Here is a 401-nt window from a genome sequence, read left to right on the forward strand (position 1 = left end):
GGCACAATGATCCGGACTTCGAACGTCCGGGCCCGCGCGGGCAATCCGCCCGACGCTGTCCCGTTCCCTTTCCCCCTGTCGCACAGTGAGGTGCAGGAAAGATGGACCGCACGTACTCCCGCTCGCGCAGAGTGGCCCCCGTCTTCGCCAGCGCCGCGGCGGCCGCGCTGCTGATAGCCGGCTGCTCCAGCGACTCCGGCGGGAAGGAGGCCGAGGAGGGCGGGTCGAACGCCTCCGCGGGCAAGGCCGACACCCCGCAGATGACGGTCGCGAGGGTGACGCACGCCGGGCAGGGCGACACCTTCTGGGACATCGTCCGCAAGGGCGCGCAGACGGCCGCCGACAAGGACAACGTCAAGCTGGTCTACTCGAACGACCCGAACGCGGCCAACCAGGCCAAC

At 70.3% G+C, this 401-nt stretch carries 1 pseudogene; it reads left to right on the top strand.

Annotation, left to right across the window (positions count from 1 at the left end):
* Positions 1-101: 101 nt before the first annotated feature.
* Positions 102-401: pseudogene (locus PUR53_RS00205) on the top strand (sugar ABC transporter substrate-binding protein); the annotation flags it as partial.

The sequence above is a fragment of the Streptomyces sp. SP18BB07 genome, from assembly GCF_036322545.1.
GTDB lineage: Bacteria > Actinomycetota > Actinomycetes > Streptomycetales > Streptomycetaceae > Streptomyces > Streptomyces deccanensis.